The organism is Telluria aromaticivorans (assembly GCF_013003915.1).
In the GTDB taxonomy this organism is placed as follows: domain Bacteria; phylum Pseudomonadota; class Gammaproteobacteria; order Burkholderiales; family Burkholderiaceae_D; genus Telluria; species Telluria aromaticivorans.
Map to the genome: position 1 here is coordinate 523071 of NZ_JABAIV010000002.1, position 14562 is coordinate 537632.

15 protein-coding genes are annotated in these 14562 nt (G+C 65.0%); 10 read left to right on the plus strand and 5 right to left on the minus strand.

Annotation, left to right across the window (positions count from 1 at the left end; translation table 11 throughout):
• The first annotated feature begins 186 nt into the window (after positions 1–186).
• On the plus strand, positions 187–834 hold the full coding sequence (locus tag HGB41_RS07745) for a DUF4136 domain-containing protein (RefSeq protein ID WP_171082844.1): 648 nt from the start codon (positions 187–189) through the stop codon (positions 832–834).
• Between the two features lie 255 nt (positions 835–1089).
• On the opposite strand, the gene HGB41_RS07750 is transcribed toward HGB41_RS07745, so the two are convergent.
• The 4 genes from HGB41_RS07750 to HGB41_RS07765 are packed head-to-tail and all read right to left on the minus strand — an operon-like array spanning position 1090 to position 3561.
• Complete coding sequence (locus tag HGB41_RS07750) at positions 1090–1239, minus strand: hypothetical protein (protein WP_171082846.1); 150 nt, start codon at positions 1237–1239, stop codon at positions 1090–1092.
• Entirely contained in the window at positions 1236–2210 is a 975-nt protein-coding gene (locus HGB41_RS07755; protein ID WP_171083488.1) for a quinone oxidoreductase family protein, read from the minus strand. The genes HGB41_RS07750 and HGB41_RS07755 overlap by 4 nt, the downstream gene beginning before the upstream one ends.
• 14 nt (positions 2211–2224) lie before the next feature.
• On the minus strand, positions 2225–2608 hold the full coding sequence (locus HGB41_RS07760) for a methylglyoxal synthase (protein WP_171082848.1): 384 nt from the start codon (positions 2606–2608) through the stop codon (positions 2225–2227).
• A gap of 32 nt (positions 2609–2640) precedes the next feature.
• On the minus strand, positions 2641–3561 hold the full coding sequence (locus tag HGB41_RS07765; protein ID WP_171082850.1) for a DMT family transporter: 921 nt from the start codon (positions 3559–3561) through the stop codon (positions 2641–2643).
• 240 nt (positions 3562–3801) lie between these two features.
• Here HGB41_RS07765 and HGB41_RS07770 point away from each other — a divergent pair, with 240 nt between their 5' ends.
• From HGB41_RS07770 to rng, 9 genes are all read left to right on the plus strand, one after another.
• Positions 3802–4578 (plus strand): DUF2182 domain-containing protein, encoded by a 777-nt coding sequence (locus tag HGB41_RS07770; protein WP_171082852.1) that lies wholly within the window; start codon positions 3802–3804, stop codon positions 4576–4578.
• A 101-nt stretch (positions 4579–4679) separates the two neighbouring features.
• A complete protein-coding gene (locus HGB41_RS07775; RefSeq protein ID WP_171082854.1) occupies positions 4680–5405 on the plus strand; it encodes a YebC/PmpR family DNA-binding transcriptional regulator in 726 nt (241 codons plus the stop codon).
• Between the two features lie 29 nt (positions 5406–5434).
• On the plus strand, positions 5435–6700 hold the full coding sequence (gene purD, locus HGB41_RS07780) for a phosphoribosylamine--glycine ligase (protein WP_171082856.1): 1266 nt from the start codon (positions 5435–5437) through the stop codon (positions 6698–6700).
• 328 nt (positions 6701–7028) lie between these two features.
• Positions 7029–7940 (plus strand): oxygen-dependent coproporphyrinogen oxidase, encoded by a 912-nt coding sequence (gene hemF, locus HGB41_RS07785; protein WP_171082858.1) that lies wholly within the window; start codon positions 7029–7031, stop codon positions 7938–7940.
• Positions 7937–8611 carry a nicotinate-nucleotide adenylyltransferase gene (locus HGB41_RS07790; RefSeq protein WP_371868478.1) on the plus strand — a complete coding sequence of 225 codons (675 nt, stop codon included), beginning with the start codon at positions 7937–7939 and terminating at the stop codon, positions 8609–8611. Before hemF ends, HGB41_RS07790 begins: the two co-directional genes overlap by 4 nt.
• Entirely contained in the window at positions 8611–9312 is a 702-nt protein-coding gene (rsfS, locus tag HGB41_RS07795; RefSeq protein WP_171082862.1) for a ribosome silencing factor, read from the plus strand. The genes HGB41_RS07790 and rsfS overlap by 1 nt, the downstream gene beginning before the upstream one ends.
• 14 nt (positions 9313–9326) lie before the next feature.
• The gene (gene rlmH, locus HGB41_RS07800; protein ID WP_171082864.1) at positions 9327–9797 is read left to right on the plus strand and encodes a 23S rRNA (pseudouridine(1915)-N(3))-methyltransferase RlmH; all 471 of its coding nucleotides are present in this window, start codon (positions 9327–9329) and stop codon (positions 9795–9797) included.
• Positions 9798–9802: 5 nt separating this feature from the next.
• Positions 9803–10420 carry a Maf family protein gene (locus tag HGB41_RS07805; RefSeq protein WP_171082866.1) on the plus strand — a complete coding sequence of 206 codons (618 nt, stop codon included), beginning with the start codon at positions 9803–9805 and terminating at the stop codon, positions 10418–10420.
• A gap of 178 nt (positions 10421–10598) precedes the next feature.
• Positions 10599–12065, plus strand: a complete 1467-nt coding sequence (gene rng / locus HGB41_RS07810; protein WP_171082868.1) for a ribonuclease G — start codon at positions 10599–10601, stop codon at positions 12063–12065.
• A gap of 37 nt (positions 12066–12102) precedes the next feature.
• Here rng and HGB41_RS07815 read toward each other — a convergent pair whose 3' ends face one another.
• Positions 12103–14556 carry a hybrid sensor histidine kinase/response regulator gene (locus HGB41_RS07815; protein WP_171082870.1) on the minus strand — a complete coding sequence of 818 codons (2454 nt, stop codon included), beginning with the start codon at positions 14554–14556 and terminating at the stop codon, positions 12103–12105.
• Between the last annotated feature and the right edge of the window lie 6 nt (positions 14557–14562).

Below are 14562 nucleotides of genomic sequence, written 5' to 3' on the forward strand. Positions count from 1 at the left end.
AGGGAGGGTCCGCTAAGACAGAAGTTGAAGTGCTTATTTTACCAACAAGATTTTCCGGCGCCCGCACCATTTGGCATATGTATCGGAATGTACGCCTAGTAACCGCGAGTAAATTATTCTGCGAGAATGTGGAAGGAGTCCTACGCTAGACGCTCGCACAAGTCCGTATTGACCAGGGAGAGAGTAATGAAACGCCTGATGACCGCCGCCGTGGCGGCCAGCGCGCTGCTGCTGGCCGGCTGCGCCACCACGATCCGCAGCGATGTGACCACCTTCCACCAGTGGCCCGCGCAGATCGACGACAAGACCTACGTATTCGAAGCACCGCCGATGCAGGACGACACGCTGGAATGGCGCGCCTACCAGGACCTGGTGCGCGGCCAGCTGGCGCGCCTCGGTTTCCGCGACGCCGACCAGGGCAAGCCGGCGCTGTCGGTATCGATGCGCTTCGTCACCACCGACGTGCCGGTGCGCGTGATCGAACCGATGATGTCGCCGTTCTACCATCCGATGGTGCACCCGCTGCGCTATTCCTACCGCGGCCGCTACCGGGGCTTCCACAATCCGTATTGGGGTGGCTGGTACAGCCCCGTCCACGATCCGTTCTGGAGCCCGGCCTACCAGGTCTCGGTCGAGCACCAGTACCGCCGCGAGCTGCAGGTTGGCATCAAGGCGGCAGACGGCAAGCGCCTGTTCGACGTCACCGTGCACAACACCAGCCGGCAGATGTCGACGCCGGCGGTGATGCCGGCCCTGGTGCAGAGTGCCTTCGAAGGTTTTCCGGGGCCGTCGGGGGTGGCACGGCGGGTGGAGTTGAAGCAGCAGAATGGTTGATTGTTAGTCAGTTCGGGAAAAATGGGGCCGCGAGGTCCCATTTTTTTATGACCGTGGAGTACGCTCCGCCAGTGACCCGCAGGGTGGGCAAGTTCCTTGCCCACGCGTTCAACCAGTGGAAGAAAAGCCGCGCGGGCAGCAGCGCCGTGATCTGAACGCGTGGGCGTTCGTAATTTCGGGCATTGCCCGAAATTACCCCGCCCACCCTACGATGAGCGTCAATTCTCATGAAGGTAGCCCCAGCCTAGGTCGACATCAGGTGAAGTAAGCCTCGGACCCAATCGTAATCGCCACCACCAGCAAAACCGCCAGCACCAGCACGATCAGCAGGCGCCCGAACTTCGGCGTGCCGTCGCCTTCCGGCCCCGGGCTGGGCGCCGGGCGGTGGTCGTCGGTATCCCTCATGGCAGCAGCACCGTGGAACCGGTCGTGCGGCGGCCTTCCAGCGCGCGGTGCGCCTCGGCAGCATCGGCCAGCGCAAAGGTCTGGTTGACGTCGATCTTCACCTTGCCGCTCTCCACCATCCCGAACAGCTCAAGCGCCATCGCTTCCAGGTCCGGGCGCTTGGCGGCATACGCGAACAGCGTCGGGCGCGTGATGTAGAGCGAGCCGCGCGAAGCCAGTTCGCTCAATGCGAACGGCGGCACCGCGCCGGAGGCATTTCCGAAGCTGACCATCAGGCCGCGTGGCTGCAGGCAGTCGAGCGAGCGGATGAAGGTGTCCTTGCCGACCGAGTCGTACACCACCGGCACCTTGGCGCCGCCAGTGATTTCCAGCACGCGCTGCACGACGTCTTCAGTGTTGTAGTTGATGACGTGGGCGGCGCCGTGCGCCCTGGCCAGCGCCGCTTTTTCTTCCGAGCCCACGGTGCCGATCAGGTTGACGCCGAGCGCACGCGCCCACTGGCAGGCGATCAGCCCGACGCCGCCCCCGGCCGCATGGAACAGGATGGTCTGGCCCGGCTGCAGCTTGTACGTGCTGGTGAACAGGTACTGGACCGTCAGCCCCTGCAGCATCATGGCGGCGCCGGTCTCGAACGAGATCGCGTCTGGCAGGCGCACCAGCACGTGGGCAGGCATGACGCGTGCCTGGCCGTAGGCGCCCGCCGGGCCGCCTGCATATACCACGCGGTCGCCCGGCGCCACGTGGGTTACGCCCTCGCCCACCGCCTCGACCACGCCGGCCGCTTCCTGGCCCAGGCCGGACGGCAGCGCCAGCGGGTACAGGCCGCTGCGGAAATAGGTATCGATGAAATTCAGGCCGATCGCATGGTGGCGCACGCGCGCCTCGCCCGGCCCCGGTTCGCCGACTTCGACATCGACATACTCCAGCACCTCCGGACCTCCGGTGGCGGCAATGCGGATTGCTTTTACCATCATGTGTGACTCCTTCAGGCTTGGTTCGATGCAGCCAGCTGCGACAGCACCAGGCGCGCGGTCGAGACATTGGTCGCGCACGGGATGTTGTGCACGTCGCAGGCGCGCACCAGGGCATTGATATCGGGTTCGTGCGGCTGCGGCGTCATCGGGTCGCGCAGGAAGATCACGCAATCGATCCCGCCTTCGACCAGCATCGCGCCAATCTGCAGGTCGCCGCCCACCGGGCCGGAGTGCTTGCGGTCGACCGCCAGTCCCAGCTCGTTGATCAGGCGCCCGCCGGTGGTGCCGGTGGCCGACAGCGTGCAGCCCTTGAGGAAGTCAAGGTATTCGCCCGCGAGCGTGATCATGTCGTCCTTCTTCTTGTCGTGCGCGATGAGTGCAAGGCGTGGCTTCACCAATGGTTTCTCCAGGAGTGGGGTTGCAGAAGTCATTTTTTGAGCGAGAGCAGGTAGATCCCCACGAGCACGAGGCCGGTGCCGGCCAGCTGCACGCTAGTGACCGGCTCGCCGAGGATCAGCGCGCCGAGGAAGAGCGTGGAGACCGGGCCGATCATCCCGGCCTGCGAGGCGGTCGCGGCGCCGATGCGCTGCACCGCGGCCATGGTCATGAACACGGGAAAGATCGTACAGAATACCCCATTCACGAGGGACAACCAGTATACCTCCGGCGACTGCACCAGCATGCTGGCGGGCCGCAGCAGGAAGAACTGGGCGATGCACGCCACACTCGACACGCACATGGCGTAGGCCACCAGCCGCAGCGAGCCGATGCGGCGCACCATCTCGCCGGTGCCGAGCAGGTAGAGGGCGTAGGCGACGGCCGAGCCCAGCACCAGCAGCGAGCCGAGGATGGTGCTGCCCGAGCCTCCGGCCAGGTCGTGCACGAACACCAGCACGATGCCGCAGTAGGCCAGTCCCAGCGCCGCCCATTCCATCGGCTTGACGCGCCGCTTGAAGATCGCCACGTTGGCGAGCAGGACGAAGGTCGGGGTCAGGAACAGGATCAGCCGCTCGAGCCCGACGGAGATGTGCTGCAGGCCCAGGAAGTCGAGGTAGCTCGACAGGTAATAGCCGAGCAGGCCCAGCCCGGCGATGCGCCAGCGGTCGCGGCTGTCCAGTGGCGGCTGGGTCCGCATCTTCCAGAGCGCCACCGCGGCAAACACCGGAAACGAGAACAACATCCTGAACGCGATCAAAGTAACTGCATCGATGTGGTAGCGATACAGCAGTTTGGCGACTACGGCCTTCGTAGAGAACAGGATGGCGCCACCGATGGCGATCGACAATCCGGCGAGGAGGGCCGCGCGTGGTAAAGGAGCAGCAGCGTCGGCGGTGGCACTTGGTTTCATCCGACGATTGTACGAGCGAACAGCCGTGTTTGCTGGAGGCAGGCTGGAGGGGGCCGGAGAACGGCGGCGCCGGCAGGCTGTCGAACATCGCACAGCAATCACAACGAGGAGAGATCGCATGACGACCCCGATGGCAAAGTGGAATATTGAGCCGAGCACCGACCTGACCGACTCCCGGCTCCCCGCGCCCGCGGCGGAACGGCGGCCGGTGCGGCAGCGCAGGCGCGGTGGAGGTTCGCGATGAGCCTGTTCGTCGTCACTGAGCGCCCGGGCCCGCAGGCCGCGCTGGTGCTGGCCTGGCTCACGCTGCTGGTATGCGCCTGCTGGGCATGGTTCGCTTTCCAGGGCATGCATCCGTCCCCGGGCGGCGCCCTGCGCGACTTCATCGGCTCCTCGCCTGCCCCGCTGCGCGCCGGGCAGCTGGTGCTGGTGTTCGCGATGTGGACCGGGCTGTGCGTGGGGCTGATGCTGCCTGCCGCCGCCGGCGCGGTCTTCGTGTATGCCCGCCTTGCCGAAGACTGCCAAGCACTGCGCTGGCCGCGCCTTGCTGCCGCACTGTATGCGGGCGGCTGCCTGCTGGCGTGGTGCGGCTTCGCGGCGCTGGTCACGCTCATCCACTGGACCCTGCACGACGCAGGCATGCTCGATGCCACGCTGGCGGTGCGGCATCCGGCCGGCGCCGGGCTGGCCATGGTCGCCGCCGGCGTCTACCAGTGGACCCCGGCCAAGCACGAATGCCTGGACTATTGCCGCACGCCGCTGCCGGGCGTGCTGGCCGAGTGGCGCGGCGGCATGGCGGGCGCGCTGTGGCAGGGTGCGGAACACGGGCGCATCTGCCTGGGCTGCTGCTGGCTGCTGCTCCTGCTGCCCCTCGCGGGTGGCCCGGGCGACCCGGGCGTGGTGGCGGCCGTCGGCCTGCTGATGCTGTCGGAACTGCGGCTGAAGGAGGGCTCGCTGGCGGGCTGGGTGTCCGGGCTGGTGCTCGTGGCATGGGGCACGTGGAGGATGTTCCCCTGAGCTTTTCGTGCTGTCGCTGTGGCATCGGGAGACGATTTTGCAGGAGGGCCCTATGTTAGAATGTCGGCCACTCTTGCAATATCGTCTAAGGAATTTTCGACATGGCTGGACACAGCAAATGGGCCAACATCAAGCATAAGAAAGCTGCCACCGATGCCAAGCGCGGCAAGATCTGGACGCGCCTGATCAAGGAAATCACCGTGGCCGCACGCATGGGCGGGAGCGACATTGCTTCCAACCCGCGCCTGCGCCTGGCGGTCGAGAAGGCCGCTGACGCCAATATGCCGAAGGATAACGTCAGCCGCGCGGTCCAGCGCGGTTCGGGCGAGCTCGAAGGCGTGAACTACGAAGAAGTGCGCTACGAAGGCTATGGCATTGGCGGCGCGGCGATCATCGTCGACTGCATGACCGACAACCGCGTACGCACCGTGGCCGAAGTGCGCCACGCCTTCAGCAAAAACGGCGGCAACATGGGCACCGAAGGTTCGGTCGCCTTCATGTTCCAGCACACCGGCCAGTTCCTGTTCGCGCCGGGCGTGGATGAGGACAAGCTGATGGAATCGGCCCTCGAAGCCGGCGCCGACGACGTGGTGCAGGACGAGGAAGGCGGTTTCGAAGTACTGTGCGACCCGTTCGCCTTCTCCAGCGTGAAAGAAGCGCTGGAAGCTGCCGGTTTCAAGGCCGAGGTGGCGGAAGTCATCATGAAGCCTGCAACCGAAACCGTCTTCACGGGCGACGACGCCCTCAAGATGCAGAAACTCCTCGACGCGCTGGAGAACCTGGACGACGTCCAGGAAGTCTTCACCAACGCCGTCATTGAAGAATAAGCTGTAAAACCAAGCTGGAATTCGCCCGTATGAAAATCCTCGTAGTCGGCTCTGGCGGCCGTGAACACGCCCTGTCCTGGAAGCTGGCCCAATCGGAACGCGTCCAGACCATCTTCGTCGCACCGGGCAATGGCGGCACCGCGCTCGACCCGCGCCTGGTGAACATTGATATTACCGAACCGGCCGCGCTGGCCGACTTCGTGGTGGCCGAAGGCATTGCCCTGACCCTGGTGGGGCCGGAAGCGCCACTTGCCGCCGGCATCGTCAATTTGTTCCGCTCGCGCGGCCTGAAGATCTTCGGACCGACGCGCGAAGCCGCGCAACTCGAAAGCTCGAAAGACTTCGCCAAGGCCTTCATGGAGCGCCATGGCATCCCGACCGCGAAGTACCAGAGCTTTTCCGACGCCGCCGCCGCGCACACGTACATCGACGCCAACGGCGCACCGATCGTGATCAAGGCCGACGGCCTGGCCGCCGGCAAGGGCGTGGTGGTCGCGATGTCCCTGGATGAAGCGCATGCCGCGGTCGACCACATGCTGTCCGATAACGCCTTCGGCGACGCCGGCGCGCGCATCGTGATCGAGGAATTCCTGGCCGGCGAAGAAGCCAGCTTCATCGTCATGTGCGACGGCAAGAACGTGCTGGCGCTGGCCACCAGCCAGGACCACAAGCGCCTGCTGGACGCCGATGCCGGCCCGAATACCGGCGGCATGGGCGCCTATTCCCCTGCCCCGATCGTCACGCCGTCGATGCATGCGCGCGTGATGCGCGAGATCATCAACCCGACCATCCAGGGCATGGCGAAGGACGGCATCGTCTTCACCGGCTTCCTGTATGCCGGCCTGATGATCGATGCCGAGGGCAACCCGCGCACGCTCGAATTCAACTGCCGCATGGGCGACCCGGAAACCCAGCCGATCATGGCGCGCTTGAAGAGCGACCTGCTGACGGTACTCGACCATGCCTGCAGCGGCACGCTCGATGCAGTCGAACTGGAATGGGACCGCCGCACCGCGGTGGGCGTCGTGATGGCCGCTGCCGGCTACCCTGACAGCCCGCGCAAGGGCGACACCATCGTCGGGATCCCGGCCGAGACGCCGGAATGCGTGACCTTCCACGCCGGCACCACGCAGGCCGGCGGCACCCTGCAATCGAACGGCGGCCGCGTGCTGTGCGTCGTGGGGCTGGGCGACAGCGTCAAGATGGCGCAGAAGCAGGCCTATGAAACGGTGGAGAAGATCCACTTCAATGGCGCGCAGTACCGGCGCGATATTGGGTGGCGTGGGGTGAAGTGAAGTAATGTTCCGCTGACGGCCGCGTGGACGTTAGCGGTACTTTTAAAGAATTGGGTTCCCGCCTTCGCGGGAACGACGGTTTTAAAGCTAACAATACAAGCATCGCCAGCTTATATCTGTCGGGTCCTAAAACAACGTCATTCCCGCGAAGGCGTGACCAATGCCACTGGCATTGGTCACTCCAAGTTCGTAGCGCAACGCCAGCCTCACCCTCGTTGCAACAGCCAGAACACCGCGCTCGACGAGCGTTATGTTCACCACAATAATAAGAACACCCCCGCAGGTGTACAATCTGCCCCTTCCTTTTCCCCGACACCACCCCGAACGCATGTCCGCCCCCGATCCTATCGCCGTCAAAGCCTGGCTGCTCGATCTCCAGTCCCGCATCGTGCAGGCCCTCGAAGACATCGACGGCAAGCCCTTCCTGCGCGATACCTGGGAACGCCCTGAAGGCGGTGGCGGCATCTCGCGCCTGATTGAAGAAGGCAATGTGTTCGAGCGCGGCGGCGTGAACTTCTCGCACGTCACCGGCGCCAGCCTGCCGCCGTCGGCTGCGGCCGCGCGTCCGGAGCTGGCCGGCCGTGCCTGGGAAGCGATGGGCGTGTCGCTGGTACTGCACCCGCGCAATCCGTATGCGCCGACCGTGCACATGAACGTGCGCTTTTTCGAGGCGACTGCGGAGGGCAAGGATCCGGTCTGGTGGTTCGGCGGCGGCATGGACCTGACGCCCTACTACGGCAACCAGGAAGATGCGCGCCACTTCCACCAGGTTTGCCATGACGCGCTGGCGCCGTACGGCCAGGACCTGCATCCACGCTTCAAGAAGTGGTGCGACGAGTATTTCTACCTGAAGCACCGCAAGGAGCCGCGCGGCGTAGGCGGGATCTTCTTCGACGACTTCAACGAAGCGGGTTTCGACGCTTCGTTCGCGATGCTGCAGAGCGTCGGCAATGGCTTCCTGGATGCCTACCTGCCGATCCTCCAGCGCCGCAAGGACCTGCCTTACGGCGAACGCGAACGCGACTTCCAGGCCTATCGGCGCGGACGCTATGTCGAGTTCAACCTGGTATGGGACCGCGGCACCCTGTTCGGCCTGCAGTCGGGCGGGCGCACCGAGGCGATCCTGATGTCGATGCCGCCGGTCGTGAAATGGCGCTACGACTGGCATCCGGAACCGGGCAGTCCCGAGGCTGCGCTGTACAGCGACTTCCTCGTGCACCGGGACTGGCTGGCGCCGTGACATGTTGCGTCGCCCTGTTGGGCGGTAGTTTTGACCCGGTACACCACGGCCACGTCGCCATGGCGGCGCTGTTCGCCGAGCTGCTCGAGCCGGACGAACTACGCATCCTGCCGGCCAGGCCGTGGCAGAAAAGCGCCCTGCACGCAAGCGACGCCCAGCGCATTGCCATGCTCGAACTGGCGTTTGGCGGGCAGCCGTTCGCGGGATCGAGGACCAGCGTGACCATCGACTTGCAGGAGATCGAACGCGGCAGCGCGACGTATACCGTCGACACCCTGCGCGGATTGCGTGCCGAGCTTGGCGCAGCAGCCTCGATCGTCTTCCTGATGGGAGCCGACCAGCTGCAAAAGCTCGACACCTGGCGCGACTGGCATGAGCTGTTCGCGCTGTGCAACCTCGGCGTGGCTGCACGCCCGGGTTATGACCTGGACCAGGACAAATTGCCTCCAGCGGTGGCACAGGAACTTTCGCAGCGTCTGGCGACGCCCGCGGAAGTACGCACTGCCCCATACGGCAAGGTGTGCCTCGCAAAGACATTGGCGGTAGATATTTCCGCCACACAAGTTAGAAACGCCTTGCGCATGGGGATGAAAACGGGCGCCGACATAAGCGCGCGCCTTCCCTCGCAAGTGCTAGACTATATTCAACAACATAACTTATATAAAAGCTAATGGATATCAAGAAACTACAAACCCTCGTCGTCGACGCACTCGAAGACGTCAAAGGCCAGGAAATCGCCGTGTTCGACACGATGCACCTGACCAGCCTGTTCGACCGCATCGCCGTCGTCTCGGGTACCTCGAACCGCCAGACCAAGGCGCTGGCCGCTTCGGTGCGCGACAAGGTCAAGGCTGCCGGTGGCGACGTGGTCGGCATGGAAGGCGAAGACACCGGCGAATGGGTGCTGGTCGACCTGGGCGACATGATCGTCCACATCATGCAGCCTGCCATCCGCCAGTACTACCGCCTGGAAGAAATCTGGGGCGAGAAGCCGGTCAAGCTGGGCGCGGCCAAGCGCAAGTCGACGGCCGAAGCCGAAGCGGCCGAACCGAAAGCCAAGTCGAAGCACCTGGCGGCCACCCAGGAGCAGCCGGAAGTCAAGCCGATCCGCGAGCGCAAGCCTGCCGCGAAGCGGGCTTCGGCAGTGCCGAAGACGAGTGCAGCCGCTGGTACTTCCGCCGCCAAGAAGCCGGCCGCCAAGAAGGCCCCGGTCGGCAAGACCATCAAGGTCGCGCCAAGCAAGACCGAGATCGCCGCCGTCGAAGCAACCAAGGCCAAGCCGCCGAAGCGCGTGGCCAAGGCCGCTGCGGCACCCGCCGACGCAGCGCCAGTGAAAAAAGTGATCCGCCGTGTGAAGAAGGCTGAAGAGTAAGCCTTTCCGACCATATGCAACTGATCATTGCCGCAGTCGGGCACAAGATGCCGGCCTGGATCGAATCCGGGTTCGGCGAGTACACGAAGCGCATGCCGCCCGAGCTGCGCATCGTGCTCAAGGAAATCAAGCCGGTCGAGCGCTCCGGCAGCAAGACTGCGGCCACCGCGATGGCGCTCGAACGCGAGCGTATCGAGGCGGTGCTGCCGAAGAACGTGCGCATCATTGCGCTCGACGAACGCGGCAAGGACCTGACTAGTGTCGGCCTGTCGCAGATGCTCGAGGCCTGGCAGCAGGATGGGCGCGACACCGCCTTCCTGATCGGCGGCGCCGACGGGCTCGACCCTGAACTGAAAGCCCGTGCCGAAGGCATGATCCGCATTTCAAGCATGACACTGCCGCACGGAATCGTGCGGGTCATGCTCGCGGAACAGTTGTACCGTGCCTGGTCAATTACCCAGAACCATCCGTACCACCGCGTGTGACTTCGATGAAACTCACTGACAAGAAAATCTATCTCGCCTCCAAGAGCCCGCGCAGGCGCGAACTGCTGCGCCAGGTCGGCGTGGAATTCGAACTGTTGATGCTGCGCGGCGATCCGGCACGCGGCATCGACCTCAGCGAGGACGTCCTGCCGGGCGAGGACCCGCACACCTATGTGGCGCGCGTGGCCAAGGAAAAAGGCGCGTTTGCCTGGAATATCCTGCAAATGCGCCGCCAGCCGCTGCGCCCCATTCTTACCGCCGACACCACCGTCACGGTCGACGGCGAGATCCTTGGCAAGCCGGCCGACAATGCGGAAGCGGTCGCCATGCTCGAGCGCCTGTCCGGCCGCACTCACCAGGTGCTGACCTCGGTGGCAATCCAGGCCGAGCGCATCACCGACCAGATCACCCAGGTGTCGGAAGTACGCTTCGCCAAGCTCACCCCGGCCCAGATCAAGGCCTACTGCGCCACGACGGAGCCTTACGACAAGGCCGGCGGCTATGGCATCCAGGGCCTGGCCGCGCTGTTCGTCGAGCATATCGAAGGCAGCCACTCGGGCATCATGGGGCTGCCGCTGTTCGAGACGGCGATTTTGCTGCGCAAGGCCGGGTATCAGATCTGAGGCAGTTCGTAGGGTGGGCAAGTTCCTTGCCCGCGCGTTCAAATTACGCATGCATGGCGGCGACGCATCGACCGGTTGAACGCGCGGTCGGCGGAGCCGACCACCCTACGGTTCGCATCCCGGCGAATCACCCCACCGTGTATCATGGCACCCTGATCCATACCGCGCGACTGGTCCCATGAACGAAGACATCCTCATTAACATCACTCCGCAGGAAACGCGCGTTGCGCTGGTCCTGCAGGGCGCGGTGCAGGAACTGCACATCGAACGCACCCTGACGCGCGGGCTGGCGGGGAATGTCTACCTGGGCAAGGTCGTGCGCGTGCTGCCGGGCATGCAGTCGGCCTTCATCGACATCGGCCTGGAACGCGCGGCCTTCCTGCACGTGGCCGACATCTGGGAAGCGCGCAGCCACGATGGCGCCGCAGCGGCTACGCCCACCCCGATCGAAAAGATGCTGTTCGACGGCCAGGTGCTGACCGTGCAGGTCATCAAGGACCCGATCGGCACCAAGGGCGCGCGCCTGTCGACCCAGATCTCGATCGCCGGCCGCATGCTGGTCTACCTGCCGCAAGACCAGCACATCGGCATCTCGCAGAAGATCGAGAAGGAAGCCGACCGCGACCAGCTGCGCACCCGCCTGCAGAACCTGCTGCCGAAGGAAGAAAAAGGCGGCTACATCGTGCGCACCCAGGCCGAGGAAGCCTCGGACGTGGACATCGCGGCCGACGTCGACTACCTGCGCAAGACCTGGGGCTCGATCGTGCAGGGCGCGCGCACCCGCCCGCCGACTTCCCTGCTCTACCAGGACCTGAACCTGGCCCAGCGCGTGCTGCGCGACTTCGTGCACGACGAGACTGCCGCCATCCAGATCGACTCGCGCGAGAACTTCAACATGCTGGTCGAGTTCGCGCAAGTCTACACGCCGAGCGTGCTGGCGCGCCTGGCCCACTACACCGGCGAGCGCCCGCTGTTCGACCTGTACGGCGTCGAAGAAGAAATCCTGCGCGCGCTGGGCCGCCGCGTGGACCTGAAGAGCGGCGGCTACCTGATCGTCGACCAGACCGAGGCGATGACGACGATCGACGTCAACACCGGCGGCTATGTCGGCGGGCGCAACTTCGCCGACACCATCTTCAAGACCAACCTCGAAGCCGCGCACGCCATCGCGCGCCAGTTGCGCCTGCGCAACCTGGGCGGGATCATCATCCTCGACTTCATCGACATGGAAAACAACGAGCACCGCAACCAGGTGCTGGCCGAGTTGAAGAAGACCCTGGCGCGCGACCGCACCAAGGTGTCGGTGAGCGGCTTCTCGGCGCTGGGCCTGGTGGAGATGACGCGCAAGCGCACCCGCGAATCGCTGGCCCACATCTTGTGCGAACCCTGCCCGGCCTGCAGCGGCAAGGGACAGGTCAAGACCTCGCGCACGATATGCTACGAGATCCTGCGCGAGCTGCTGCGCGAAGCCAAACAGTTCAACCCGCGCGAATTCCGCATCGTCGCCTCGCAGGAAGTCATCGACCTGTTTTTAGAGGAAGAATCGCAGCACCTGGCGATGCTGGGCGACTTCATCGGCAAGCGCATCTCGCTGCAGGTCGAAAAGGGCTATCACCAGGAGCAGTACGACGTCATCCTGATGTGATTCCGCGCGCGCTCAATGCAGCGCGGGAATGCGGCACTTAGTCGGGCACCGGATGCGCCGGCAGCGCATCCAGGAGCTCATTCAGCCGCGCCGGCGCCACCGGCTTCGTGAAATGCTTGTCGAACCCGGCTTCCTTCGAGCGCGCCAAGTCATCCTTCGCGCCCCATCCCGACACCGCCACGATGGTGCTGCGCTCCAGGCCCCCGATCTTCCTGAGCCGGTGGGCCACTTCATATCCCGACATATCCGGCATGCCGATATCCAGGAACACGACATGCGGCTGGAATTCCCCGGCAATCTTCAGCGCCTTCTGTCCGTCGTGCGCAATCCGGAGATCGTGGCCCTTAAGCTCGAGCAGCGAGGCCAGGGTCAGGGCCGCATCCACGTTATCGTCCGTCACCAGGATGCGGAAGCGTTTCCCCGCCCCGGTGGCGGCGCCGGATGCATCCAGCGTGGGGCCGCGGGCGTTCTTGCCGGAGTCGAGCGGCAACCTGACGGTGAAGGTGCTGCCCTTGCCTGCGCCTTCGCTGCAGGCTGCTACCGTGCCGTCGTGCAGGCTGACAAGCTGGCGCACCAACGCCAGGCCGATCCCCAGGCCACCCTGAGAATGATGCATGTTGCGGCCGACCTGGCTGAACATGTCGAACACCGATTCCAGGGATTCGGCCGGAATGCCGATGCCGTTATCGGTCACCGAAATAATCGCTTCGCTACCGTCCCGCACGACGCTCAAGGCGATCTGGCCGCCTGGCGGCGTGTACTTCGCCGCGTTCGTCAGCAGGTTGCCGACCACCTGGGCAATGCGGGTGGCGTCGGCGTGCACCGGCAGCGGCGCATCGTGCAGCGTCATGCTGAACGCATGGCGGCCTTTCTCGATCAGCGGCAGGCTGGTTTCCACGGCGTTGGCGACGATGACCTTCAGGTCGACCGCTTCCTTCTTGATCTCGACTTTCCCGTTGGTGACGCGGGCGATGTCCAGCAGGTCGTTGATCAGGTGCGACAGCTGCTTGACCTGTCGTTCGATGATGCCGCGCACGTTGCTGACGGTGTCCAGGCTGTCTGCGCGCATGCGCATGATTTCCAGGCCGGTCAGGATCGGGGCCAGCGGATTGCGCAACTCGTGCGCAAGCACCGCCAGGAACTCGCTGAGGTTGCGGTTCGATTTGGCGACCTCGTCGAACAGGGCGCGCTGCCGGGTTTCGGCCTGGCGCAGCGCCGCTTCGGTTCGCTTGAAGGCATCGATGTTGGTCACGATCGAGACCTGGCCCTTGGGCAGGTCGGCGCTGTCCTTCAGCGGCACCGCGGCAATCTGGGTCCAGATCTCGCTGCCGTCGTCCTGCGTGTAGCGCGCTTCGATACCCGGCACCACCCGCTCGCCACGCAGGGCGCGCGCACCCGGGAAGTCCTGGGGCGAATAAGGGCGGCCGTCTTCATGGAAGGCCTGCCAGCGGCCATAGCGCGCCTCGTCGAGGGTTGGCGAGACCCTGGCGGGCAGGTATTGGTGCATCTCCTGGTTGGACAGCAGCAAAGCGCCTGCGTGGTCGATCACGGCCACGCCGACCGGCAGCGCCTCGAACACTGCGGACAGCATGTTCCGCGTGTCGTGCAGTGCCTGCTCCGTCTGCTTGCGGTCGCTGATGTCGAGGACATTGCCGACGAATCCCAGAAAGTTGCCGGCGGCAGCGAACCGCGGGCGCCCCGCATCGATGACCCAGCGGTAGCTGCCATCCACGTGCAAGACCCGGTGCTCGAGGCTGAATTCGGCCTTGCGCTCGTTGGCGTCCTGAAAGGCCAGTGTCGCCGCTGTGCGGTCGTCCGGGTGGATGGCCGAGGTCCAGCCGATCCCCAGGCCCTCTTCCTCGCTTTGCCCGGTGAATTCATACCATCCGCGCGACAGGAAGGAGCAGTTGCCGTCCGGCTCCGTGACCCAGAGCATCGCGGGCGCCGCGTCCGCCAGGTCGAGGAAGCGCGACTCGCTGCGTCTGAGTGCGCGCTCGGCCTGGTGGCGCTGCAGCACGACGGTCGCCTGGTTGGCGCCGACGCCCAGCAGCAGGCGCTCGTTCTCGGACGGGAAACCGGGCCGTGGGGAAGCGACGAGGATCGTGCCGATCTCGCCCGAGATCCCGAACCGGGTCACGCTCACGCGCAGGACTTGTCCACCGGCGGGGTCGGGCATCGTCGCCGTCGCCTGTTCTCCCCGCGCAGCCTGTGCGCCCTCCAGCATGGTACGCGCCGCCGGCAGGAACTGCGCCTCGGCACCCTTGTGCCTGCTGCGCACCACCTCGATCTCGCCGATGTCGCCGCGGCCGCACAAGCGGATGTAGGCCAGGTCCAGGTCCAGTGTTTTCAGCAGGACGCCGGCCAGGCTCTCGACCACGCCGGCGGGCGGGAGATCGCCCCAGATGGCGGGCAGCGTCGTCATGGCGACGAGGTCGCGCGTGGTTTGCCGCAGGCTGTCGGCCTCTGGGTCGTGCTTTCCTTGAGTGTTCATACCGGT

Excerpts from the sequence above, each read along its gene's own strand:
- HGB41_RS07775 (WP_171082854.1), top strand. The coding sequence starts at position 4,680 with ATGGCTGGACACAGCAAATGGGCCAACATCAAGCATAAGAAAGCTGCC.
- rlmH (WP_171082864.1), top strand. The coding sequence starts at position 9,327 with ATGCAACTGATCATTGCCGCAGTCGGGCACAAGATGCCGGCCTGGATC.
- HGB41_RS07755 (WP_171083488.1), bottom strand. The coding sequence starts at position 2,210 with ATGGTAAAAGCAATCCGCATTGCCGCCACCGGAGGTCCGGAGGTGCTG.
- HGB41_RS07770 (WP_171082852.1), top strand. The coding sequence starts at position 3,802 with ATGAGCCTGTTCGTCGTCACTGAGCGCCCGGGCCCGCAGGCCGCGCTG.
- rng (WP_171082868.1), top strand. The coding sequence starts at position 10,599 with ATGAACGAAGACATCCTCATTAACATCACTCCGCAGGAAACGCGCGTT.
- HGB41_RS07750 (WP_171082846.1), bottom strand. The coding sequence starts at position 1,239 with ATGAGGGATACCGACGACCACCGCCCGGCGCCCAGCCCGGGGCCGGAA.
- hemF (WP_171082858.1), top strand. The coding sequence starts at position 7,029 with ATGTCCGCCCCCGATCCTATCGCCGTCAAAGCCTGGCTGCTCGATCTC.
- HGB41_RS07815 (WP_171082870.1), bottom strand. The coding sequence starts at position 14,556 with ATGAACACTCAAGGAAAGCACGACCCAGAGGCCGACAGCCTGCGGCAA.
- HGB41_RS07745 (WP_171082844.1), top strand. The coding sequence starts at position 187 with ATGAAACGCCTGATGACCGCCGCCGTGGCGGCCAGCGCGCTGCTGCTG.
- rsfS (WP_171082862.1), top strand. The coding sequence starts at position 8,611 with ATGGATATCAAGAAACTACAAACCCTCGTCGTCGACGCACTCGAAGAC.
- HGB41_RS07805 (WP_171082866.1), top strand. The coding sequence starts at position 9,803 with ATGAAACTCACTGACAAGAAAATCTATCTCGCCTCCAAGAGCCCGCGC.
- purD (WP_171082856.1), top strand. The coding sequence starts at position 5,435 with ATGAAAATCCTCGTAGTCGGCTCTGGCGGCCGTGAACACGCCCTGTCC.
- HGB41_RS07765 (WP_171082850.1), bottom strand. The coding sequence starts at position 3,561 with ATGAAACCAAGTGCCACCGCCGACGCTGCTGCTCCTTTACCACGCGCG.